Annotated in this window: 21 protein-coding genes and 1 pseudogene; 14 read left to right on the forward strand and 8 right to left on the reverse strand. The window is 71.5% G+C overall.

Going from position 1 to position 21,871, the window contains the following annotated elements; translation table 11 throughout:
- The first annotated feature begins 157 nt into the window (after positions 1-157).
- From PS467_RS07825 to PS467_RS07840, 4 genes are all read left to right on the forward strand, one after another.
- Positions 158-385, forward strand: a complete 228-nt coding sequence (locus PS467_RS07825; protein ID WP_311034620.1) for a hypothetical protein — start codon at positions 158-160, stop codon at positions 383-385.
- A gap of 331 nt (positions 386-716) precedes the next feature.
- Positions 717-1,211: a DUF5709 domain-containing protein gene (locus tag PS467_RS07830; RefSeq protein ID WP_268970815.1), complete on the forward strand. Its 495-nt coding sequence runs from the start codon at positions 717-719 to the stop codon at positions 1,209-1,211.
- A gap of 189 nt (positions 1,212-1,400) precedes the next feature.
- Positions 1,401-2,285 carry an SDR family oxidoreductase gene (locus PS467_RS07835; protein ID WP_268970816.1) on the forward strand — a complete coding sequence of 295 codons (885 nt, stop codon included), beginning with the start codon at positions 1,401-1,403 and terminating at the stop codon, positions 2,283-2,285.
- A 149-nt stretch (positions 2,286-2,434) separates the two neighbouring features.
- Positions 2,435-3,040: a DUF2165 domain-containing protein gene (locus PS467_RS07840; RefSeq protein WP_311034621.1), complete on the forward strand. Its 606-nt coding sequence runs from the start codon at positions 2,435-2,437 to the stop codon at positions 3,038-3,040.
- On the opposite strand, the gene PS467_RS07845 is transcribed toward PS467_RS07840, so the two are convergent.
- The 4 genes from PS467_RS07845 to PS467_RS07860 form a co-directional block, all read right to left on the reverse strand.
- Entirely contained in the window at positions 2,929-4,665 is a 1,737-nt protein-coding gene (locus PS467_RS07845) for an MFS transporter (protein WP_311034622.1), read from the reverse strand. The genes PS467_RS07840 and PS467_RS07845 overlap by 112 nt on opposite strands.
- A gap of 210 nt (positions 4,666-4,875) precedes the next feature.
- On the reverse strand, positions 4,876-5,505 hold the full coding sequence (locus PS467_RS07850) for a TetR/AcrR family transcriptional regulator (RefSeq protein ID WP_311034623.1): 630 nt from the start codon (positions 5,503-5,505) through the stop codon (positions 4,876-4,878).
- A 406-nt stretch (positions 5,506-5,911) separates the two neighbouring features.
- Positions 5,912-6,190: a hypothetical protein gene (locus PS467_RS07855; RefSeq protein WP_311034624.1), complete on the reverse strand. Its 279-nt coding sequence runs from the start codon at positions 6,188-6,190 to the stop codon at positions 5,912-5,914.
- 73 nt (positions 6,191-6,263) lie between these two features.
- Positions 6,264-7,106, reverse strand: a complete 843-nt coding sequence (locus tag PS467_RS07860) for an enoyl-CoA hydratase/isomerase family protein (protein ID WP_311034625.1) — start codon at positions 7,104-7,106, stop codon at positions 6,264-6,266.
- A gap of 210 nt (positions 7,107-7,316) precedes the next feature.
- Here PS467_RS07860 and fabG point away from each other — a divergent pair, with 210 nt between their 5' ends.
- The 9 genes from fabG (at position 7,317) to PS467_RS07905 (ending at position 16,887) form a co-directional block, all read left to right on the forward strand.
- Positions 7,317-8,060, forward strand: a complete 744-nt coding sequence (gene fabG / locus PS467_RS07865; RefSeq protein ID WP_311034626.1) for a 3-oxoacyl-ACP reductase FabG — start codon at positions 7,317-7,319, stop codon at positions 8,058-8,060.
- A 185-nt stretch (positions 8,061-8,245) separates the two neighbouring features.
- The gene (locus PS467_RS07870) at positions 8,246-8,500 is read left to right on the forward strand and encodes an acyl carrier protein (RefSeq protein ID WP_311034627.1); all 255 of its coding nucleotides are present in this window, start codon (positions 8,246-8,248) and stop codon (positions 8,498-8,500) included.
- Positions 8,500-9,723, forward strand: coding sequence for a beta-ketoacyl-[acyl-carrier-protein] synthase family protein (locus PS467_RS07875; RefSeq protein WP_311034628.1), 1,224 nt, complete (start codon positions 8,500-8,502; stop codon positions 9,721-9,723). The genes PS467_RS07870 and PS467_RS07875 overlap by 1 nt, the downstream gene beginning before the upstream one ends.
- The gene (locus PS467_RS07880) at positions 9,720-10,916 is read left to right on the forward strand and encodes an SDR family oxidoreductase (protein ID WP_311034629.1); all 1,197 of its coding nucleotides are present in this window, start codon (positions 9,720-9,722) and stop codon (positions 10,914-10,916) included. Before PS467_RS07875 ends, PS467_RS07880 begins: the two co-directional genes overlap by 4 nt.
- A 1-nt stretch (position 10,917) precedes the next feature.
- The gene (locus PS467_RS07885; protein WP_311034630.1) at positions 10,918-12,048 is read left to right on the forward strand and encodes a ScbA/BarX family gamma-butyrolactone biosynthesis protein; all 1,131 of its coding nucleotides are present in this window, start codon (positions 10,918-10,920) and stop codon (positions 12,046-12,048) included.
- Positions 12,045-12,986: a beta-ketoacyl-ACP synthase III gene (locus PS467_RS07890; protein ID WP_311034631.1), complete on the forward strand. Its 942-nt coding sequence runs from the start codon at positions 12,045-12,047 to the stop codon at positions 12,984-12,986. Before PS467_RS07885 ends, PS467_RS07890 begins: the two co-directional genes overlap by 4 nt.
- 32 nt (positions 12,987-13,018) lie before the next feature.
- On the forward strand, positions 13,019-14,521 hold the full coding sequence (locus PS467_RS07895; RefSeq protein WP_311034632.1) for a coproporphyrinogen-III oxidase family protein: 1,503 nt from the start codon (positions 13,019-13,021) through the stop codon (positions 14,519-14,521).
- Between the two features lie 55 nt (positions 14,522-14,576).
- Positions 14,577-15,548, forward strand: coding sequence for an alpha/beta hydrolase family protein (locus PS467_RS07900; protein ID WP_311034633.1), 972 nt, complete (start codon positions 14,577-14,579; stop codon positions 15,546-15,548).
- Complete coding sequence (locus PS467_RS07905) at positions 15,538-16,887, forward strand: FAD-dependent oxidoreductase (RefSeq protein WP_311034634.1); 1,350 nt, start codon at positions 15,538-15,540, stop codon at positions 16,885-16,887. Before PS467_RS07900 ends, PS467_RS07905 begins: the two co-directional genes overlap by 11 nt.
- On the opposite strand, the pseudogene PS467_RS07910 reads toward PS467_RS07905, so the two are convergent.
- Positions 16,875-17,888 (reverse strand): annotated as a pseudogene (locus PS467_RS07910) (chitinase); the annotation flags it as partial. The gene PS467_RS07905 and the pseudogene PS467_RS07910 sit on opposite strands and share 13 nt — an antisense overlap.
- Positions 17,889-18,323: 435 nt before the next feature.
- On the opposite strand from PS467_RS07910, the gene PS467_RS07915 reads away from it, so the two are divergent.
- On the forward strand, positions 18,324-19,079 hold the full coding sequence (locus PS467_RS07915) for an esterase/lipase family protein (protein WP_311034635.1): 756 nt from the start codon (positions 18,324-18,326) through the stop codon (positions 19,077-19,079).
- A 63-nt stretch (positions 19,080-19,142) separates the two neighbouring features.
- On the opposite strand, the gene PS467_RS07920 is transcribed toward PS467_RS07915, so the two are convergent.
- The 3 genes from PS467_RS07920 to PS467_RS07930 form a co-directional block, all read right to left on the reverse strand.
- The gene (locus tag PS467_RS07920; protein WP_311034636.1) at positions 19,143-19,931 is read right to left on the reverse strand and encodes an alpha/beta fold hydrolase; all 789 of its coding nucleotides are present in this window, start codon (positions 19,929-19,931) and stop codon (positions 19,143-19,145) included.
- Positions 19,932-20,003: 72 nt separating this feature from the next.
- Positions 20,004-20,903: an aldo/keto reductase gene (locus PS467_RS07925; RefSeq protein WP_268970832.1), complete on the reverse strand. Its 900-nt coding sequence runs from the start codon at positions 20,901-20,903 to the stop codon at positions 20,004-20,006.
- The gene (locus PS467_RS07930) at positions 20,900-21,817 is read right to left on the reverse strand and encodes a helix-turn-helix domain-containing protein (protein ID WP_311034637.1); all 918 of its coding nucleotides are present in this window, start codon (positions 21,815-21,817) and stop codon (positions 20,900-20,902) included. Before PS467_RS07930 ends, PS467_RS07925 begins: the two co-directional genes overlap by 4 nt.
- Positions 21,818-21,871 lie beyond the last annotated feature (54 nt).

Genomic DNA, 21,871 nt, shown 5'->3' on the forward strand with positions numbered 1-21,871 from the left:
GCTCGCTCGTGCGAACGGCCTGAAGGATACCGCTCGCCTCGTCAACGCGTTCGCGCCCCCATTGGGAGGACACTGCGCCGCGGCCCCGCCGCGGAAGGGGCAGTATGCGTGCGAAGCCGGTCATATCCGGCTGCTCATGCCCAGTAAAGGAGTGCCCATGCGTATCCGGACCGCCCTGTCCACGCTCGCCCTCACCGCCACGTCCCTCGCCGTCGGCGCGGCCGGCGCTGCCGGTGCCACCGCGGACGACGGACCCGATGTCACCGTCCACAACTCCACCGCCACGACCTTCCCCGGCGTGTGCGCCGGCAACGAGTTCTCGTTCGTCACCGTCCCGGTCAATGTGCTGGGCGGGTCGGACTCCAGCTCGTGCCGGACCGCCTGATCAGCACGATCAGCACCGCTCCCGCAACCGGGGACCTCTCGGACCCCGGTTGCGGCCCGCGTCACGTGCTCAGCGGCGTACGGGCCGGGGCGGGGCTGGTCCACTCGCCACCCATCGCGCCAAAAGGTGACAAAATTACCGCTAGGAGGGTGATGCACACCGGGCGGGAGACCGATGAAGCCGAACCCCGCGGTCGGCATCCTGCCCTCGGGTGACCACATCACCACAGCCCGCGACGAACGCGCCAAGACGTCCGCCGGCGGTGTGAGGGAAGGGCGGGACCGGGAAACCCGGCCAGGACCGGCACCCCTCACATGCGAAAGAGGCAGCGATGATGAGCGAAGACAAGGCAGACGACGTCTATCAGCCGACCGGCACCAACGAGGAGCAGGAGGACGCGGCCCCGCTGGACACCCAGGACGCCTTGGACGAGCGTGATTACGACGAGATGCTCGACGAGGGCTACTCCCCACCGGAGAAGCCGCTCGGTGTGACCAAGCACGGCACCACGGCGGCCGAACAGCAGGAGCGGGAGACGCTCGACCAGCGGCTGGCCGAAGAGACCCCCGACGTCGAAGCGCCGGCGGGCGACGGGGTGGGAGATCTACAGGAGGGCGAGGGAGAGCCCCTCGACCCCGAGGCCGGGACGGACCGGGCGGGCCGGCTCGTCGCCCCGGACGAGGGAGTCCGCACCGACACCACGAAGGAAGTCCTCGCCAGGGACGAAGGCGTCGACGCGGGTGCTGCCGGTGCCGAGGAGGCCGCCGTGCACATCGTCCCGGACGAACAGCTCGAGGAGGCAGACGACGGCGAACCGGATCGCTGACCCTGTCCCGTCCGCGGCCGCGCCGTGGCCACGTGGCGGCGGACTCTCCCGGCCGACGGGCCCGGCGGGCCGGGCGGGCCGGGCGGGCCACGGGCCATCCGCCACGTACCGGCGTTTGCCCAGGTGGGCCGTGGGGCACCCGGGTCCGGAAGGTTTCGTCCCCAACGCCCGTGGCCAGGAGGTGCCCCCGTGAATCAGCAGGAACGGCGTCATCCGGTGGAGCGGCATCCGCAGCCGGAGTTCCCGCAGCAGGACCAGGCGCACCCCGGCGAGACGGAGGCGATGGAGCCCCGGCCCGATCACGGCGAGAACACCTACGAAGGCCACGGGCTGCTGAAGGACCGGCGCTCTGTGATCACCGGGGGTGACTCGGGGATCGGCCGGGCGGTGGCGCTCGCCTTCGCCAGGGAGGGGGCCGACGTGTGCTTCGGCTATCTGCCCGAGGAGGAGAAGGACGCCCAGGAGACGGTGCGCCTCGTCGAGTCGGCCGGGCGCCGGGCGGTCCCCTTCCCTTGTGACATCCGCGAGGAAAGCGCATGTCAACGGCTGGTGGACCAGGCGGTCGAGGCGTTCGGCGGGATCGACATCCTCGTCAACAACGCCGCCTATCAGATGTCCCGGCCCCAGGGGCTGGAGGAGATCACGACCGAGCAGTTCGACCGGGTGATGCACACCAACCTCTACGCCATGTTCTGGCTGTGCAAGATGGCGCTTCCGCACATCCCGGAAGGCGGCAGCATCATCAACACCACCTCGGTACAGGCGTACAAACCCAGCACCCACCTGCTCGACTACGCCACCACCAAAGGTGCGATCGTCACGTTCACCCAGGGACTGGCCGGCAACCTCGCCGAGCGCGGTATCCGTGTCAACGCCGTGGCCCCCGGCCCGGTGTGGACACCCCTGATCCCCGCCACCCTGCCGGACACCTCGACCTTCGGCCTCCAGAGCCCCCTGAACCGCCCGGCGCAGCCCGCCGAGATGGCCCCCGCCTATGTCTTCCTGGCCTCGCAGCAGGCCGGCTACATCACCGCGGAGATCGTCAACGCCACCGGGGGCACGCCCCTGCCCTAGTCCGAGCCGCCGCGGTCAGCGCGTAGATGTGGCGCGAATTGCACCACCGCACGGCAACAGCGGCTGAAAACATACCGCCGCGGGACTGTTCTTCCGTGCATGGTGGGTGATCCACGATCAACGGGACCAGCCCAGGAGAAGAGGCCATCGTGAGCGAGCGAGCCGGCAGACCGCGTTCCCCCCGCGCCTTCTCCGTCATCTCGGGGGTGCTCACCGGGACGATCGCGCTCTACATCACGCTCGTGGCCTTCGGCAACATCACCGACTTCGACACCAACCAGCAGTTCGTGCGGCACGTCCTGGCGATGGACACGACGTTCAAGGACGAGGACCTGATGTGGCGGGCGATCGAATCACCCGCCCTCCAGGACACCGCCTACATCGCCATCATCGTCTGGGAAAGCCTCGCCGCCGTTGTCCTCCTCGCCGCGACGGCCATGTGGTGCGCGGGCCCGCAGGGGGACCGCGTCCGCCGCGCCCGTCAGGCCAGCACCCTGGGGCTGTTGATGCTGATGCTGCTGTTCGGCGCCGGGTTCATCGCCATCGGTGGCGAGTGGTTCGCCATGTGGCAGTCGAAGCAGTGGAACGGGCTGGAGGCCGCCACTCGCGTCTTCGTGCTCTGCGGGCTCGTCCTGCTGCTCCTTCACCTGCCCTCGGCCGAGCGGGCCGAGCGGGCCGGGCGACCCGGTGCCGAGTCCGCGCCCGACTCCGCTTCCGAGTCAGCGCCCGACTCCGCCTTCGGCTCCGCGCGCTGATCGAGCGGGCGCGCCGCGGACGCGCCGTACTCCACGTCCTGGCCTGCCGCCGTCGGCTCCTCCGGTCGGGGCCGGCCGGCGTTCCGGCCGCCGGGCAGTACGGCGAGGACGATCATCGTCCCGGCAGCCATGATGATCCCGCCGATCAGGCTGGTCTGCGCCACGCTGTGCGCGAAGGACTCGTGCACCGCCTCGATCAGGGCCTGTGCCTGCTGGGGACCGCCGGCCGGGCTCTTCGCGACCTCCTCGGCGACAGCCAGACCGCCGCCCACCGAGTCCTTCGCCGTGTCCAGCGCCGCGGCCGGGAGGTGGCCTCCGGTCAGGTCGGTGAGCTTGTCACGGTAGGCGGTGCCCAGCAGTGAGCCGAGGATCGCGATGCCCAGGGCGCCGCCCATCTCCAGCGCGGTGTCGTTGGCGCCACCGGCCACGCCCAGCTCGGCTTCGGGGAAGGAACCCATGATGGTGTCCGTGGCCGGGGACACGCTGAGCCCGATCGCGAAGCCCAGCATCACCAGTGGCGCCAGGAAGTCGGCGTACGCGGAGCCCTTGTCGACCTGAGCGAGGAGGAAGACCCCGGCCGTGCCGATCACCATGCCGGTGACGACCATGACCTTCACACCCAGCTTGGGTGTCAGCAGTGCGGTGGCCGCGGCGCCGACGAAGACGGCACCGGCCAGTGGCAGCAGTCGCACACCGGTCTCCAGCGGACCGTAGCCGAGCACGAACTGGAGGTACTGGGTGGCGTAGTAGAGCGCCCCGAAGGTGCCGAAGAAGAAGAACAGCACCGCCAGCATCGAGCCGCCGAACCCCCGCTGGGCGAACTTGCGCACGTTCAGCATGGGGCGCGGGTGGCGCAACTCCCAGGCCACGAAGGCCAGCAGGCCGACTCCGGCGATCACAGCCGCCGCGATGGGGCCGGTGCCCCAGCCGAAGTGCGGACCCTCGATGGTCGCGTAGACCAGGCAGCCGACCGAGACGATCGACAGCAGACCGCCGATGTAGTCGATCCGGCCCATGTCCCGCGCCTTGGACGGCGGCACCAGGACCAGCGCGCCGATCACGGCGAGGACGGCGACGGGGACGTTGATCAGGAAGGTGGAACCCCAGGCGTGGTCCTCCAGCAGCCATCCGGCCACCAGCGGGCCGACCGCGATGGCGAGGCCGGAGGTGGCGGACCAGGCCGTGATCGCCTTGGCACGCTCACCCCGGGGGAAGATCGCGGCCAGCAGGGACAGCGTGGCCGGCATGACCACCGCGGCCCCGACACCCATGGCCGCGCGGGCCGCGATCACCAGCTCGGTCTTCTCGACCAGGCTGCCCGTGACCGAACCGGCCGCGAAGATCACCAGACCCGTGAGGAGCGCGCCACGGCGGCTGTACTTGTCGCCGATCGAGCCCAGCACCAGCATCAGCGCGGCGTACGGGACGGTGTAGCCGTCGATGACCCACTGGAGGTCACTACTGCTCAGCCCCAGGTCCCTGGTCATGTCCGGCGCGGCCACGATCAGGGAGGTGTTCGCCATGACCACGATCAGCAGGCTCAGGCACAGCACCAGCAGCGCCCACCAGCGCCGGGCGTACGGCCCGGTCATCTTCTCGACGGGCGTGGTGGCAAGCAAGGGCATCGGAGGCTCCCTGGCGACGATTAATTGCACATCGACGAGCAGATTATTTTATTGCCCAGCAGTGTGCAAATAAGTCGATGAGGTGCCCCTCTACCTGCGCGATCGAGGTGGTGCGCGGCGCACGAAAAGCAAGACGCACGAAAGGCAAGACGGACGAAAGGCAAGGCGGAACCGCACAGCAGCCGTACGGCGCACGGCGGACAGCGGCGGTTACTCCGACAGCGTGGCGGCGACGGCGTCGACCACGGCAGACGCCTGTTCCCGCGGCACACCGGCCGCGATGAGCATGGCGACGGCGGCCCGGGTCCCGTCGTCCTCCAGCGCCCCGGTGTTGACCTGTTCCAGCAGGGCGACCGTCATCGCTTCGAGCCCGGCGCTGAGCACGGCGGGCGGCAGGTGGGTGTGGAAGACGCCGTCCCGCTGCCCTCGTTCCAGGATGGCCGTGACCTCGTCGCGGGCCGGCCTGAGGACCTCGCCCACGCTGTCCGCGCCCAGGTCGCGCCGGGTCACCGCCAGGAGCATCCGGTAGCGGTCGCCCACGGGCCACGTCGACAGCAAGAAGTACGCGAGCGCCCGGTCGGCCGGCTCCGACGGCCTCGCCGCGGCCGCCGCCGCGCCCTGGAGGCTTTCGGAGGCCTCCTCCACCAGCGCTTCCAGAAGCGCCGCCCGTCCGGGGAAGTGGCCGAAGAGAGTGCGCCGCACGACACCGGCGGCTCGCGCCAGCTCTTCCAGGGTGATGTCGGGGTTCCGTCCCAGTTCCCGACGTGCCGTGGCCAGGATGCGCGCCCGGTTCGAGCGCGCGTTGCGTCGCTGCGGCTCACGGGCGGCGGACTTGGCCACGGAAGTACCTCAGGTGATGACGATGACGACGGCGGTGACGTAGGCGATGGTGATGGTGATGGCCAACGCCAGGACACGACCCGGCGCGCGGCCGATCCATTCTGACACGCGGGCCACTCCGCCACGGGGCCATCGCGCGGTCCGCAGCCGGATGCGACGGCCCTAGGGCGTGTTTCGAAAGTCCCGCCTGCCCCGCGACGCCTGGCACGCGCGCTCGCTGCGTTGTCGGGATCGTCCGAGTAGGCCCACTACGAGGACGACCCTCCGCCTTGCGATCACACGCACGAGACGCCGCGGGGCCCGCCCTCCGGGCAGACGGCGCTACTTTCGAAACACGCCCTAGTGGCCGGGAGGTACGGCCGGGGACAGCGTCCCGGGAGCCCGGTCACCTCGTACGCGCCCCGGGCTACTCGCTCGTGCTGGGCCGGCGTTCCCGGCCGGGCCGGGTCCGACCGGCCGTCTGGTCAGGACCGGCCTCCTGATCAACACCGGCTCTCTGATCAGGCCCGGCCGGCCGCGAGGGGGCGGTGCGGGCGGCGACCACCATCACGGCGGGGCCGAGCGCCACGACGGCGGAACCCACGTACAGCGGCGCCCGGTAGCCCAGGCCCGCGCTGATCGCGAGGCCGCCCAGCCAGGCGCCCAGGGCGTTGCCGACGTTGGAGGCCGAGACGTTGGAGCTCACGCCAGGCACCGCGTCGAGCTCCGGCCTGGTCCGGTCTGGCGGGGCTGCCCCCGCACGCATTCCCGGCGAGAGGTCACTCGCCCCGGAACTCGGGCCACTCCCCGGTCAGCAGGGACGCGATCCCGTGGCGCATGTCCCGTGACGCGACCCCCGTGGCGAAGTCCGCGCGTTCCAGTTCGAGATGGTCGGCGAGCGGCAGGGACAGGCTCCGGTCCAGCAGGCGCTTGGCGCTGCGGATCGTGTGCGGCGCGGCCTGTGCCAGCTCGCGCAGCCGCCGCAGCCCCGCCTCCACCAGCTCGTCGGGGTCCACGACCGCGCTGACCAGGCCCTCCCGCAGGGCCTGTGGCGCACGTATCACCGGCTGTTCCAGCAGCAGTTCCAGGGCGCGCGCGTATCCGACCGCGCGGGGCAGGAACCATGCCATACCGGCGTCGGTGGACGCGCCGATCGCTCCGTAGGCGAAGTGGAACGAGGCCCGCCGGGACGCCAGTCGCAGGTCGCAGGCGAGCGCGAGGGAGAAACCGGCCCCGGCCGCCTGGCCGTTGACGGCGGCCAGCACCGGGCAGGGGAGCGCGCGGATCGCCAGGACGGTCCGTTTCAAGAGGTGGGTAAGGCGGTCTCCGTAAGCCGTGGCGTCGAACGTGTCGTCCGACAGCGCCTGGTGGAACTCGCGGATGTCCCCGCCGAGACTGAACGCCTTGCCGGCACCGCTCATCAGCACTCCGCGCAGTGCCGGGTCCCGGGCTAGTACTTCCGTCGCAGCGAGGAGTTCCTCCAGGAGCGCGGTATTCATCGCATTGCCGTAGTCGGGGCGGTTCAGAAGCAGTACGGCGATCCCTTCCCGCATCGTCACGCTGACGGACGGGGGAATCGGCGGACCAGGGCTTGTCGCGTTCCGTGCCGGACTGTCTGCCATGGCAGGCGAGCGTAAGGAGGCGCCGGAGCCGCTGACAAGACGACGGGCACACCGGTGACTTCTGGCCGTGGGCACCCTACGATCGGGCGCAGCACGGTCCGGACTTGCTCCACGCACTGTCGAAACGCGCTCATCCACACGGGGGATGGCATGCCGGAGACTGCCATAGACCGCTCAACCACCCACTTATCGCCTGAAGGATGCGCCCTGGTGACGGGCGCCTCACGGGGCATCGGCGCTGCCGTCGCCCGCGAACTCGCCGCCACCGGCCGTCCCGTGATCGTCGGGTTCCGCCAGGACGAGACCGCCGCGAAACAGACCGTGGCCGACATCGAACGGGCCGGGGGAACGGCCCTCGCCTGCCGCGCGGACGTCACCGAGGCCGACGGCGTCGAAGCGCTGTTCCGCACCGCCGAGGAGGCGTACGGGCGGGTGCTGGTCCTCGTCAACAACGCGGGCATCCGGGCCGACCAGGTGTTCGCGGCGATGGAGCCGTCCGACTGGCACGCGGTGCTCGACACCAACCTCAGCGCTGTCTACCGCACCATGCACCGCGCGCTGCCGGTCATGTCCAGGGCACGCTTCGGCCGTATCGTCAACATCGGATCGGTGCTCGGCAGCCGGTCGCTGCCCGGGGTCGCCAACTACGCGGCCGCGAAGGCGGGGCTCGAAGGGCTCACCCGATCGGTCGCGGTCGAGGTCGCCCGGCGCGGCATCACCGTGAACACCGTCGCGCCCGGCCTGGTCGAGACCGAGCTCGTGGCCGACGTCGAGTTCCTCAGACGCTCGGCACGCACCGCCATCCCCGCCCGACGGGCCGCCCAGCCGGCGGAGATCGCCTCCTGTGTCCGTTTCCTCGCCGCACCGGAGGCGGGCTATCTGACCGGAACCACGATCACCGTCGACGGAGGGCTCTCGGCCGCCGCGTTCGTTCCGCACGTGCCCAAGGACTGAGCGCTTCCGCCCCTTCGGTCCCCGGCTCCGCCCGGCCCGCCTGCCGTCGTACGGGGTGCCCGGCCGCTGTGTCCGCGTCCGCCCGCCGAACACCCTTCGCCGGCTCCGCCTGCCCGACATCGTCATGACCACTTGAACAGAACCGCATTGAACCGCATGGCATCTGCATGATGGGAGAGTCCGACATGCCCACCACCCCAGTCACCCGCGAGGCCGTCAGCGCGTTCGTCACCGAGGCGCTCGCCGACTTCGGCGCCGATCCCGACGCGATCACGATGGACGCCACCTTCGAGGATCTGGAGATCGACTCCCTGGACCTGGTGGAACTGGGCCAGGCCGTGAAGAAGACGTTCGGCATCCACGTCCGCCCGAAGGACATGGACGACGTCAAGACGGTGGGTGAGGCCCTCGACGCCATGTTGGCCACCGCGGGGCTGTGATGGCGCACCGCGACATCGTCGTCACCGGAGTCGGCGCGGTCACCGCCCTCGGTTCCGGCGCGGGCCCGCTCCACGAACGGGCCGTGGCGGGCGAGAGCGCGCTGGCCGGCGGGGAGGGCCGGTGCACCGGCTTCGACCCGTCCGCCGTCCTCAGCCGCCGGGAGGCCCGCAGGACGGACCGGTTCTCCCAGTTCGCGCTCGTCGCCGCGGCCGAGGCACTCGGCCAGGCGGGCTGGGACGGCCGGCCTCCGTACGCCCCGGAGCGGGTGGCCTGCGTCGTGGGTTCCGGAGTGGGCGGTCTGGAGACCTTCGAGGGGCAGCGGACCGTGCTGGACAAGGAGGGGCCGGAGGCCGTCTCCCCGCTCATGGTCCCGATGATGATGGCCAACGCGGCCGCCGCCCAGATCGCCCTGCGCCACGGCCTGGGCGGGGAGAGCCACTGTGTGATCTCGGCGTGTTCGGCCGGGGCCCAGGCCATCGGCGCCGGGCTGCGGCTGATCCGCTCCGGCGCGGCGGACGCCGTGGTGGTGGGCGGTGCGGAGGCCGCGACCTCGCCGATCGTACGGGCCGCCTTTCTGAACGCGGGCGCCCTCTCGCCCAGCGGCGCCTCGGTCCCGTTCGACCGGAGCCGGGACGGATTCCTGCTGGGAGAGGGCGCGGGCATCCTGGTGCTCGAAGGCGCGGACGGCGCGCGAGCGCGGGGCGCCACGGTGCTGGCCGAGCTCGCCGGTTACGGGGCCAGCAGCGACGCCCATCACCTCACCGCGCCCGACCCGGACGGGGTCGGCGCCGCCCGCGCCGTGTCCCTCGCGCTCGCCGACGCCGGGATCGCCCCGGGGGATCTCGACTACATCAACGCCCATGGCACGGGCACCGTCCTGAACGACCAGGCGGAGATCGTGGCCCTGCGGCGCAGCCTCGGACCGGTGCTGGAGGACATCCCGCTGTCCTCCACCAAGTCCTCGATCGGGCACCTCCTCGGCGCCGCGGGGGCGGTCGAGGCGGTGGCCACCGTACTCGCGCTACGGCACCGGCAGGCGCCGCCGACCGTGGGGCTGGCCACACCCGACCCAGCGCTCGGCCCGCTGACCCATCTGACCACGGCCCGCCCGCTGGCGCGCGGCGGGCCGGGCGGGCCGGTCGCGCTGTCCACCTCGTTCGGGTTCGGTGGCCACAACGCGGCGCTGGTCCTGCGCGGCGCACCGGAAGGAGCCGCCGCGTGATCACCCTTTCCGGGCGGCGCTACCTCGTGACGGGGGTGCTCACCAGTGACTCCCTGGCCTGGCATATCGCACGGGCGCTGCAACTCGCCGACGCGCAGGTGCTGTTGACCGGTTACGGCCGCACCCGCCGGATCACCGAACTGGCCGCCGCGGAGCTGCCGAGGCCGGCCGAGGTACTGGCCCTGGACGCGACCCGGCCGGACGACTTCACCGCGCTCGGCGCGTCGGTGGCCGACCGGTGGCCCGCCCTGGACGGCGCCGTGCACGCCATCGCGGGCGCCCCGGCCGACGCGATCGGCGGGTCGTTCCTCACCACCGCGCCGGACAGCGCCGAACGCGCCCTGCGGACCAGCGCACTGTCCCTGCACGCGCTGACCACGGCGCTCGCCCCGCTGCTCGAGCGGGGCGCGGACGGCGGCAGCGTCGTGGGGCTCGACTTCGACGGCACGCTGGCCTGGCCCGGCTACGACTGGATGGGTGTGGCCAAGGCCGCTCTGGAGTCGGTCTGCCGGTATCTCGCCCTCTATCTCGGGCCGCGACACATCAGGGTCAACCTGGTGGCGACCGGACCGGTCGAGACCGTGTCGGGCCGTGGCGTCGCCACCTTCGGCGCGCTCGACGAGCGGTGGCGCGGCGAGGCGCCGCTGGGCTGGGACAGCTCGACGGCGGCGGCCGAGGTGGTGGCGGGCCCGGTGCTGTTCCTGCTGTCCCCGCTGGCGCGCGGCATCACCGGCGAGGTGATCCACGCGGACGGCGGGATGCGCCACACCGGTATGGGCCTGCCCGCGGCTCCCATGGGCGCGGACCGCACCACCAACGTCGCGAACCGCACCGCCGACGTCGGGCACCCCACCGCCGATGTCGCACACCCCACCACCGACGTCGCGCACCCCACCGCCGACGTCGCGCACCACACCACCGACGTCGCACACCCCACCGCCGATGTCGCACACCCCACCACCGACGTCGCACACCACACCACCGACGTCGCACACCCCACCGCCGATGTCGCACACCCCACCACCGACGTCGCACACCACACCACCGACGTCGCACACCCCACCGCCGATGTCGCACACCCCACCACCGACGTCGCACACCCCACCACCGACGTCGCACACCACACCACCGACGTCGCACACCACACCACCGACGTCGCACACCCCACCGCCGATGTCCTGGGGAGGAGTTGAGATGACCGCGCCCGCGGCCTCCGGGGCCGCCCCCGCGCTGCCTGGCACCCGGCCGACGCCGCCCGGCGACCGGCCGACGCCGTCCGGCGACCGCGCCACACAGCCCGAGGGCCGTTCCACACCGCCCAGCGACCGCGCCACACCGCCCGAGGGCCGTTCCACACCGCCCAGCGACCGCGCCACACCGCCCGAGGGCCGTTCCGTGCTGCCCGGCGACCGGACCGTGCCCCGCCGGCTCGTGCACAAGCGCGCCGTCGAGCAGGTGCTGACCACCGGCGTGGCGGAATGCGGCGGCAGGCTGCTGGGCTCGGCCCAACTCCCCCGGCTGCACCGGTACTTCAACGACACCCGCGCCCCCTACTACGACCTGCTGCTGGTGGGCGAGGCGGCCCGGCAGACCGTCGAGGCCATGGCGCACGAGCTGCTCGGCGTCCCGCTGGACTCCCCCTTCGTGCTGAGCGACCTGGCGATCGAGCTGACCGGGCCGGAGGCGCTGCGGGTCGGTCCCGCCCCCGTCGACCTGGGGGTGGAACTGCACATCGACAGCGCGCGCCGCCGGCGTGACGGATCGGTGCGCGCCCTGCGGGGCACCGCGGTGTGCCGGGTGGCCGAGCGGGAGGCCGCCCGGTTCTCCGGGACCCTCCGCTTCCTGGAGGCGGGCGCGTACGCGGAACTGCGGGCCGGGCCCGCGGCCCCCGCGCCGCCCGCCACGGGCGTTCCGCCCCGGTCGGCCCCCGCGGCGGTGGGCAGGACCGATCCCCGGAACGTCGTCCTGGGACGGATCCGCCACAAGGGCGAGGAGACCGTGGCGCGGCTGGTGTGCGATCCGGGCGACCCCGTCTTCTTCGACCACCCGCTGGACCACCTGCCGGGCATGCTCCTGATGGAGGCGGGCCGCCAGATCGCGCTGGCCGCGCGGGCCCGGACCGCCGCGGTGCCGGCCACCGAGCTCATCGCCACGTCCTGCCGGGCCGGCTTCCGGGAGTTCGCCGAGCACACGGACCCGGTCTGGTGCAGGGCCCGGCCCACCGCGGCCGGGACGATCGAGGCCGTCGTGGAGCAGCGCGGCCGGCCGGCCGCGCTGCTCGAGGTCGCGGTGGCGCGGGTGACGGACCGGGGGATCGTGCCATGACCGTCACGATCAGCGGCGTCGGCGCGGCCCTCCCCGGCACCGTGATCGGCAACGACCACTTCGCCCACCTCGACACCTCCCACGAGTGGATCGTCAAACGCACCGGTATCCACACCCGGCACTGGCTGTCCCCGGACGAGTCGCTGGCGGACCTCGCCGAACGCGCCTCCCGGCAGGCCCTCGCCGACAGCGGACGCAGCGCCCACGAGGTGGACCACGTCCTGGTCTCCACCGTCACCCCCGACCGGATCACCCCCGGTGTCGCCCCCGAACTCGCCGCCCGCCTCGGCGCGCCGGGCCCGCCCGCGGTGGACCTCAACGCGGCGTGCGCCGGATTCCTCTACGCGCTCGACCACGCCTGCGCGCTCATCGAGAGCGGCCGGGCCCGCTGTGTGCTGGTCTGCGCGGCGGAGGCGCTGTCCCGGATCACCGATGTCACGGACCGCTCCACGGCGGTGCTGTTCGGCGACGCGGCGGGGGCGGTCGTCGTCACCCGGGACGGCCTGGAGGACGGGGAGCGGCCGCATTTCCTGCTCGGCTCCGACGGCGGCCACACGGAACTGCTGTACGCCGACCGCGAGGAGCGCGTGCTGCGTATGAGCGGCCGTGAGGTGTACGAGTTCGCGGTGGCCACCATGGCGGAGCAGACCCGCAAGGTGCTCGGCGCCCGCGGGCTCCGGCCGGCCGACATCGCCCTGTTCATCGGGCACCAGGCCAACGCGCGCATCCTGCGGGCGGTCGCCGCGGAGCTCGGCGTACCCGATGACCGTACCGAGATCAGCGTGGACACGGTCGGCAACACCTCGTCGGCCTCCATTCCCTTCGCCCTGCGGCAGGCCCGTGACGCCGGGCGGCTGCGGCCCAGGGACCGGATCGTGATGGCGGCTTTCGGCGCCGGCTTCGTCTGGGGCGCCGGTGTCGTCCGCTGGAAGGCATGACCGAGCAAACAAGCGCACCACGAGGAGAAACCATGACACAGACGGGACAGCCGCAGCCGTACTACCTGGGGGACAATCCCTCGCGGCCGGTGCCGTTCGACGGCGTGATGACCGTCTCGCACTACATCATGCCCAACTTCGCGACGATGGACTGGCACCAGGTGCCCCGCGAGAAGGTGATCGAGAACATCCACAGCCTTCAGGACCCGGGCGGCAACCTGAACGACCGGATCATGATGTACATCCATGTTCCGTACTGCAAGTCGTTCTGCCACTACTGCAACTTCAACCGGTTCCACTACCCCAAGCAGGACTCCGAGCGCCTGGAGAGGTACACCGACTACCTCATCAAGGAAATCGACTGGTACATGCGCCAGCCGTATGTGCGGGAACGTGAGTTCACCGCCGTCTACGTCGGCGGTGGCAGCCCCTCGACGCTCCCGACATCGGCCGTGGAGCGGCTGAGCGAACACCTCAGCAAGGTCGTGCCGAACTTCGACTCGATCGAGAAGAGCTTCACCGGCGAGCCCCGCACCCTGCGCCGCCCGGGACTGCTCGACGTGCTCAAGGACCACGGCTGGAACCGGATCACCTTCGGCATCGAAACCCTCAACGAGAAGATCCACCGGAAGATCGGCCGGCTGGACACCCGGGAGGACGTGGACGCGGTCTTCGACCGCATGCGCAGCCTCGGCTACACCGCGGACACCTGCGTCGACATGATGTACGACCTGCCGGGCCAGACGCTGGAGGGTTTCCAGGACGAGCTGTCCGAACTGCTCACCTGCTACGACCCGAGCGAGATCGACCTCTTCACCACGATCTACCTGCCCTACCGTCCGCTGCACAAGCTGATCATGGACGGCCGGGTCGAACAGCCCGGCAGTCCCTGGCAGTTGCTCGCCATGCGCGAACACCTCTACGACACGCTCAGCGCGGCCGGCTACCACAACACCATCGCCGAGACCTGGTCCAAGCGCCCGGAACCCTCCCAGTACCAGACCGCGCACTGCGCCCGGCAGGACATCATCGGCGTGGGCTGCGCGGCGCGCGGCAACGTCCGCGACATGGTGTCGATCAACCCGGAGAAGGTGGACGACTGGCAGCGCAACGTCGACGAACAGGGAGCCTCCACCGAGACGCTCCAGTCGATCGGGTACGAGGGCGTCCTGGACCGCATCATGGTGATGTTCCCCCGCTACAAGTCGCTCGAGAAGGAACTGCTGGCCGACTACGCCGCGAGGATCGACGAGGACGCCTTCGAGCGGGTGCGTGCCGTACTCGACGGACACCTGGCCGCGGGGGTCATCGACGACGAGGGCGACCGGTTCACCGTCACCAAGCTCGGTGTGATCTGGCACGGCAACCTCCAGACCGACTACCTGCGCCACACCCTCAACACCAAGGGTGAGGTCCTGATGAACCACCTCACCGAGGCGCGGCAGGACTTCGACAACGAGAACCGCTTCGACGTCACGCCCGAGACCGTCTTCATCAAGGAACACGACGCGGAGTACCCGAGGCTGATGAAGTAGCCCCGGCCGCCCCGCCGCCCCGCCACTCCCCCGTGCGCCCGAGAGGTGTGAACCGATGAACGGCACGACCCCCGACCCCGGTGCCGGGCGGCGGCCCGCCCCGCCGCCGCTGCCGGTCCTGTCCCGGGTGGCGCCCGCGCCCGGCGTGACCCTGGTGGCCCGCGTGCTGCGCCACGCCGACCCCGGCACGCCGGTCGCGGTGGTGCTGCCCGCGATGGGCGCCTCCGCACGCTTCTACCTGCCCGTGGTCCGCGCTCTGCACGAAGAGGGGCTGACCGTGGTGACGGTCGACCACCGGGGGCACGGCGAGTCCACCCCCGCCGTGTCCCGTGGCATCCGGTTCGGCTACCGGGAGATGGCCGAGGAGGACCTGCCCGCGGTGGTCGCGGCGGTGCGCGCGGAGTTTCCCGGCGCCCCGCTGGTGCTGGTCGGGCACAGCCTGGGGGGCCAGTTGGCGCTGCTGTACGCGGCGGCCCATCCGAAGGACGTGGACGCGCTGGTCCTGGTCGCCGCCGGGTCGGTGTGGTACCGGGGGTTCGGTGCGGTCCGGGGGCTGCGCAACCTCCTGGCCAGCCAGTCGTTCGCCGCGCTGGCCACGCTGATCGGGTACTGGCCCGGCAAGCGGTTCGGCTTCGGCGGCACCGAGGCCGCCGGTGTCATGCGCGACTGGGCCCGACAGGGCCGTACCGGCGGCTACCGGCTCAAGGGGAGTGCGGTCGACTACGAGCGGGCCCTTGGCGAACTCGCCCTGCCGCTGCTGGAGATCGGTGTCGACAACGACGTACTGGCCCCGGCCGGCTCCCGCGAACACCTGCTGTCCAAGGTGGGCCGGTGCGGCGTCGACCGCTGGCACTACACCACCGAGGCGGCGGGCGGAAAGCACATCGACCACTTCCGCTGGGTCCGCTACCACCGGGCCCTGTGTGCCCATCTCGCCCAGTGGGTGCTGAAAACGGCTGCCCAGGGGCGCGCGGGCCACGGTGGCCCGGCCGACCGTGACAGGAGGGACGAACCCGATGGATGCTGAGCGTTCCGGAGCCCGGGTGGCCGTGGTGGGGGGCGGCTGGTCGGGGATCGCCGCCGCCTGGAACCTGCATCGCGCCGGCGCCCGGCCGGTCCTCTTCGACGAACAGCCGGTGCTCGGCGGCCGCTCCGCCGCGGCACCGCTCGGCTCCCGCGAGGTGACGCTCGGCGGCAAGAACATCGGCCGCACACACCTGCTCTTCCGGGAGTTCGTCCGAGCACAGGGGATACCGGAGTCGGCCTTCGAGCACTTCGGCATCAACTCCTCCCGGGTGGAGGACGGCCGGGTGCGCACCGTGGACACCACCAGCAAGGCGGCGAGCCTGTACGGTCTGCTGCGCGGCGTCCCCCCGCGCGACCTGGTGCGGCTGCTGCGGCTGGCCCGCTACACCCGGCGTGCGCGGGCCAACCGCTTCCTTGCCGGGCCCGACTTCCAGCGGCTGGCGGACCGCACCGGCGACCCGTCGCTCGCGGCCTACTTCGGCAAGCGGTTGCGGGACCGGCTGATCCGCCCCGCCCTCATCCGGATGAACGGGGCCGAACCCGACGAGGCGTATCTGGGCAACTTCGGCACCAACCTGGGGATGCTGCTGGACGGTTTCGACCAGCTGCCCGGCGGCTTCACCCCGCTGCTGACCGCCTTCTCGGCCGCGGTGGAGACCCGCGGCGGCACCCGTGTCACCGGTCTGCGGGTGGCCGAGGGCCGGGTCACGGGGCTGTTCACCACGACCGGCGAGGGCGCGGGGGCCGAGGAGCGCGAGGAGAGCGCCGACGCGGTCGTCGTCGCCCTGCCCGCGCCGGCGGCCGCCGCCCTCGTCGCCCCGCACCACGCCGGGCTGGCCGAGCGGCTGCGCGAGGTGCGGTACTTCCCGGTGTCGGTGGTCATCGCCGCCTACGACCGGCCGGTCTTCGACGAACGGGTCAGGGCGCTGACCTTCCCGCCGGAGAGTCCGCTGAGCAACGCCGGCGCCTACGGTGTCTCGGACCGGCATCTGGTGCGGTACACCTTCAGCGGCCGTGCGGCACGTGACCTGCCGGCCGACGAGGAGTACCTGATCGGCCTCGCCGAGAAGGAGCTGGGCGCCCACCTCGATCTCGGCTCGGTCCGGCGCACCGGCCTGGTGTGCGCCCGCTGGGAACACGGCCTGTGCGCGTACTCCCGGTTCCACTCCCGGACCCTGGCGGAGATCGACGCGGCGGTGGCCGCACTCGACGGCCTGGCGCTGACCGGGGACTATGTCCGGGGCGCCGCCATCGAGGCGTGCTTCCGCGGTGCCTACGAGCGCACGGACGCGCTGCTCGCCGCGCTCACCTCCCGCTCGGGACGGGGTCAGCTGCCGTAGTAGGCGTCGAAGTTCTTGGCGAACTCCCCGCCGTTGAAGCCGTCCCAGTTGACCGACCAGGCCATCAGCCCGCGCAGGGCGGGCCAGCTGCCGTGCGGCTCGTAGCCGCCGCAGTCGGTCTTCTTGGTCAGGCAGTTCAGGGCCTGGGTCACATCACCGGGCTGGGTGTAGCCGTTGCCCGCGTTGGAGCTCGCGGGCAGGCCGATCGCCACTTGCGACGGGTCCAGCGGCGGGAAGACGTTGTCGGTGTCGCCGGCCACGGGGAAGCCGGTGAGCAGCATGTCGGTCATCGCGATGTGGAAGTCGGCGGTGCCCATGTTGTGGTACTGGTCGTCCAGCCCCATGATCGGGCCGGAGTTGTAGTCCTGGACGTGCAGCAGGGTGAGGTCGTCGCGCAGCGCGTGAATCACCGGGAGGTACGCCCCGGAGCGCGGGTCCTGGCCGCCGGATGCGCCCGAGCCGTAGTGCTGGTAGCCCAGCTGCACGAAGAACGTCTCCGGGGCCATGGTGAGGACGAAGTCGTCGCCGTACTTCTCCTTGAGCGACTTCACGGCCGAGATGAGGTTGACGATCGCCGGGGTCTTCGGGTTCTTGAAGTCGGTGTCGCCGTCGTCCAGCGACAGCGAGTGGCCCTCGAAGTCGATGTCGAGGCCGTCCAGTCCGTACCGGTCGATGATCGCCCCGACCGACTCCACGAACTTGTCGCGGGCCTCGGTGGTGGTGAGCTGCACCTGGCCGTTCTGCCCGCCGATGGATATCAGCACCTTCTTGCCCGCGTCCTGCTTGGCCTTGATGGCGGCCTTGAACTCGTCCTCCGACTCGACGTTCGGGCACTCGTCCTGCGGACAGAGGCTGAAGCGGATGTCGCCGGAGGTGGTGGAGGTGGGCTCGCCGAAGGCCAGGTCGATGATGTCCCAGCTGTCGGGGACATCGGCCATTCGGGTGTATCCGGAGCCGTTGGCGAAGCTCGAGTGCAGATAGCCGACGAGCGCGTGCTCGGGGATGGCCGCCTTCGCGGTGGCGGAAGAGGCGGTGTCCGCGGTGGCGGTCGTCGTCGAGGCCGTGGCGAGCAGCCCGGCCGCGGCGACAGAGGCGCACACGCCGGTCAGGACCCTTGCGGTGAAGGGGAAACGGAAGTTCATGGGGCCGCTCCTTGGTGTGGGGGGAAGGCGGAGCCGAACTGCGGTGGGGGGGAAGGTCCGAAGGTATCGGGAAAGCTGGGCGCCCACGAGAAAACAGGACTAGACCATTGGGTGTCAATGGTACGGGCCACATTGCCGGTGTGCGACGGCGAGCCGGCGCCGGGGCACCACGGTGGTCACGGGCCCCGCGGCACCGCGCACACTGGCGATTTCGCCGATGGCGCCCGCGCCTCGCCCCACGACGCTGGTTCGGGTCAGGCACCCGCTTCCCCGCATCCTCGTCAGGAGGGCTCCATGCGTCGTCGTACCCCACGCCGGCTTCTCGGCGTTCTCGCGGCCGCCACGGCCGCGTTCACCCTCTTCTCCTCGGCGTCCACGGCCGGCGCGGCCGACGCCTCGACCGCCGCCGCCACGTCCGCCTCCGCCGCCCGGTCGGCCGACGCGGCCGCCCGGCCGCTGTCGACCAGCACGCCGGTCGTCTTCGTCCACGGGTACACCGGCAACGCGTCCAACTGGATCACCGCCATGAGCGTCTTCCGGCTCAACGGCTGGTCCAGCTCCCACCTCTTCGCCTACGAGTACGACTCCTACGGCAACAACATCACCAACGCCCAGGGCCTGGCCAGTTACGTCAACAACGTGAAGGCGAAGACCGGCGCGAGCAAGGTCGCGATCGTCAACCACTCGATGGGCGGCCTGGTCAGCCAGTACTACCTGAAGGTGCTGGGCGGCAACACCAGCGTCAGCCACCTCGCCTCGATCGCCGGCGCCAACCACGGCACCACCTACGCCGGTGCCTGCCTGGTCTTCACCACCTGTCAGCAGATGTACCCGGGCTCCTCGTTCATCTCCCAGATCTCCTCGGGCGACGAGACGCCGGGCGACACCAAGTACGCCACGTGGTACTCGGCGTGTGACGGCATCATCATCCCCTACACCAGCACCCGGCTGGACGGCGCGACGAACAACAACGTGCTCTGCCAGACCCACATCGGGTACCTGGCGGACACCATCGTGCTGGGCCAGATAGCCGACTTCATCGCCTCCTGACCTCCCGGCCCGCCCCATGACGACGGCCCGGAGCGGTGTGCACCGCTCCGGGCCGTCGGTGTTTCAGTGCGGCGTGGTGTGCTCCGGCACCCGGTGCACGAAGTCCAGGAGCAGTGCGCAGAACGCCGCCGGTTGTTCCAGGGGTGCGAGGTGGCCCGCTCCGGGCAGGGTCACCACACCCTCCGCGCCCAGCTCACGGGCCAGCTGTTCGCCGCCGTGGAAGAAGTCGGGCATGTCGTGCTCGCCGACGCCGACCAGGGCGGGGATGAGGAGTGTGCGCAACGCGGCCGGGTCCTCGCCCAGCGGGTCCGTGGCCTGGGCCGGTTCGCCATGGGCGAGCCGCGACCGCAGCTGGTCGCGCAGCATGCGGGCCGCGTGTGCCCGTACCCCGGCAGGTGCGTCCGCCGCCGTCCAGGCATCGACCCCGGCCCGCACCGCGGCCTCGATGTCGCCCGCTTCCCACGCCGCGCTCTCGCTGTCCCAGGCCCTCTGGAGGTGGGGGGAGGGCGGCTGGTCATGGGGGCGGTAGCCCACCAGGACCATGCCCGCCACCCGGTCGGGTGCGGTCACGGCGACCTGGAGCGCCACCAGCGCACCGAGCGAGTTCCCGGCCAGCACGAAGCGGTCGACTCCGAGGTGGTCGAGCGTGGCGAGCACGTCCGCCCACGGTGCCACCACGCGACCGTCGCGTACGGACGCCGCACCGTGGCCGGGCAGGTCCAGGGCGATGGCCCGGACGCCGGCCTCGGCGAGCAACGGCAGGTGTGCCCGCCACATGGTGCGGTCCGTGGGCCGGGCGTGGAGGAGGACGACCGGCCGCCCGTGGCCTGCCTCGTCACATGGCAGCAGCATCACTCGGGTCTTTCTCTTCGGAACGAGCGAGGGACAGGGGGACGGGAGGGAGCCCGCCCCGCGGGGCGGTGGTCATGCGGCACGGGTGAGCTCGTCGAGCTCTTCGTCGCTCAGCCGCACCGTCGCCGCGGCCACGTTGTCCTCCAGGTGGGCCACCTTGGACGTGCCGGGAATGGGCAGCATGACCTCGGAGCGGGCCAGCAGCCACGCGAGCGCGACCTGGGAGGGGGTGGCGCCGTGTGCGGAGGCGATGCGGTCCAGTGGCCCGCCGGGCCGGGCGAGGTCGCCGGCGCCCACGGGGGCCCAGGGGATGAAGCCGATGCCGTGGCGGACGCAGTGGTCGAGAACGTCGGCGGACCCGCGGTCGGTGAGGTTGTAGCGGTTCTGGACGGTGGCGATGTCGGCGATGCGCCGTGCCCGCTCGATCTGGTCGACGGTCACCTGGGACAGGCCGATCGCGACGATCTTGCCTTCGTCCTGGAGCTTCTTCAACTCGCCGACCTGGTCCTCCAGCGGGACCTTCGGATCGACGCGGTGCAACTGGAACAGGTCGATGTGGTCCAGGCCGAGGCGGCGCAGGCTCATCTCGGCCTCCTGGCGCAGGTACTCCGGACGTCCGACGGGCGGCCACGCCTTGGGGCCCAGTCGCACCAGTCCTCCATCGGTCCTGATCACATCGGGGCCGTTGCGGGTGAGACCGGCCTTGGTCGCGATGAGCACATCGTCCGGATAGGGGTGGATGGCCTCCCGGATGATCTCCTCGCTGACGTACGGCCCGTAGGAGTCGGCGGTGTCGATCAGCTGGACGCCGAGGTCGACGGCGCGGCGGACCACGCGGACGCACTCCGCGCGATCGTCGGGTTCACCCCACACTCCGAGTCCGGTGAGCCGCATGGCGCCGAAGCCCAGACGGGCGACCTTCTTGCCGGCGATCTCGAAACGGCCGGCGGCGTGGGCAAGGGATGCGGTCACGGACGGAGGTTTCCTTCCTCTGTCATGGCTTTCATGGCCTTCGTGGCTTTCATGGTGTCGTCCGCGCCGGTGTCCGCCGCGGCTTCGGCGGAAGCGGCGTTCTGCTCGGCCAGCCGGCGCAGCAGGGCCAGGCCGTCGGCGTCGGCGCTGCCGGGTGCGGCGCTGTAGACGGACAGGTGCTGTCCCGGGGCGCTGGTGACGGCCAGCGCCTCGAAGTGCAGATGGAGTTCACCCACCCGCGGGTGGTGGAAGTGCTTGTCCTCGTGGGTGCGCGGGCGGACCTCGTAGCGGGCCCACAGGGCCGCGAACGCGGGACTGCGCACGCTCAGCTCGCCGACGACGCGTTCGATCCGCTCATCACCCGGGAACTGCGACGACGACGCGCGCAGGTTGCTCACCGCGATGCGCGCCGCCTTGTCCCAGTCTCCGTAGAACTCCCGGGCGAAGGGGTCGAGGAAGATCATCCGAAGCAGGTTGTCGTAGCGGGCGAAGCCGCGGTACAGCTCCCGCGCCATCGCGTTGGCGGCGAGGACGTCCTGGGCCGAGCCGACGACGAAGGCGGGCACGTCGTGCATGCCGTTCATCAGCCGCAGCAGCTCCGGGCCGACGGTCGTCGTCGGGGGCACGGACGGCCCGAGGACGGGCAGGCCGAGCCGGAAGAGGTGAGCGGCCGCGGCGTCGTCGAGCCGGAGCGCCCGAGCGATCGCCTGGAGCACCTGCTCGGACGGGTGCCGCTCACGGCCCTGCTCGAGCCGGATGTAGTAGTCCGTGCTCACACCGGCGAGCAGCGCCACCTCGTCCCGCCGCAGACCGGGCACCCGGCGGGAGGCGTCGTCGGGGAAGCCGACGGCGCCCGGCGGGGTCATCGCACGGCGTGCCCGCAGATACTCACCGAGCTCGTTCTCGCTTTCCATGCCCGCCAGGCTAATCAGGCCACCGGGGCTCCCGAGTAGGTGTGACGCACCCTC

The organism is Streptomyces luomodiensis, from assembly GCF_031679605.1.
Classification (GTDB): Bacteria; Actinomycetota; Actinomycetes; order Streptomycetales; family Streptomycetaceae; genus Streptomyces; species Streptomyces luomodiensis.